At 44.6% G+C, this 1012-nt stretch carries 1 protein-coding gene and 1 pseudogene; both read right to left on the bottom strand.

The genetic code is table 11. The features are described from left to right. Positions 1-376 precede the first annotated feature (376 nt). Positions 377-703, bottom strand: a complete 327-nt coding sequence (locus QZ506_RS02875; RefSeq protein WP_291968944.1) for a hypothetical protein — start codon at positions 701-703, stop codon at positions 377-379. A gap of 183 nt (positions 704-886) precedes the next feature. After that, a pseudogene (locus QZ506_RS02880) lies at positions 887-1012 on the bottom strand (IS630 family transposase); the annotation flags it as partial.

A 1012-nucleotide genomic window follows, 5' to 3' on the forward strand; every position in this document is an offset into this window, starting at 1 on the left:
ATGTGCTGCGGGCGTACGCCGATGGCCACTTTACTCGATGGAAAACGGATCTGGGCAGAAAAGAATCTGAACCAGATGTAATCTGACAGACACCTGTATAAATAATCGGTAACTGTCAGATCAGGTCTGAGCTAGTACAAATGAGTCGCTTTATTATCGAGCTCGGTGACTGCCTTAACGGTCACTTCTGAGGAAAGGCATTTACACAAAATCTTAAACAGGCTCCATATTCCCTCCTCATTATCCATTGGTTCGCATAATATATACGCCGTTATGTTGAATCGGGTTCAGCCCCGCGACTGCGTCGGCATGGGGCGCACGAACCCGATTTACACATAACGCCATTATGCGCACCTGTGCGCTTACCATTAGATTGTTAATTAAACTCGTCGTAATCGTTATCTAGCGAACCGGGAGCTGGTGACAGCCCGAACAGCTCATTTGAGATCAGTGGGACGATCTTCGTGTTTAAGTAATCATCTACTTGGTTCATCATCGTATAAAATGCTTCGCCTCTAGTATTGACTAAATAGGCGTCTTCAACGTTTCCGGTATACGTGGCGTAGTCTGTGTACTTGAATGTTACAAAAGCTCGCTTTACTGTGTCGAACAAGGCATATCCAACAACGCCTTCCTCTGCTTCTTTTTCGTGCAACGTTTCTATAACTTTTTCAATCGATTTTAAGAGTTTTTTTTTCTTCATCTTTTCCGTCTCATCAGGCGGTGAGGGGGACACCCCCGTCCTGTAAAACGGGGATAGTCTCAGACTAACTACTGGCTATCAGGCCGATCCGGCCACATATGGCTAGATCCTGATAGGCTTTCTGGTTAACACTTTTATAAATGCTGTGACAAAAATCGCTGAGTAGTATATACCCAATAAACCTCAAGATGCAGGTTTGAGCACCTGAAAACGATCATGAATTCTGGACGTCAGCGAGTCCGCTATTTCTGGTAGCGTATTGGTGAAAAAATTGAATATTGCATCCCGAAAATCGCGGGTGTTTTCAAA

This window comes from Candidatus Symbiopectobacterium sp., assembly GCF_020054415.1.
In the GTDB taxonomy this organism is placed as follows: Bacteria; Pseudomonadota; Gammaproteobacteria; order Enterobacterales; family Enterobacteriaceae; genus Symbiopectobacterium.

Bases quoted from the DNA above. Each gene is read 5' to 3' on its own strand.
- QZ506_RS02875 (WP_291968944.1), bottom strand. From the start codon at position 703: ATGAAGAAAAAAAAACTCTTAAAATCGATTGAAAAAGTTATAGAAACG.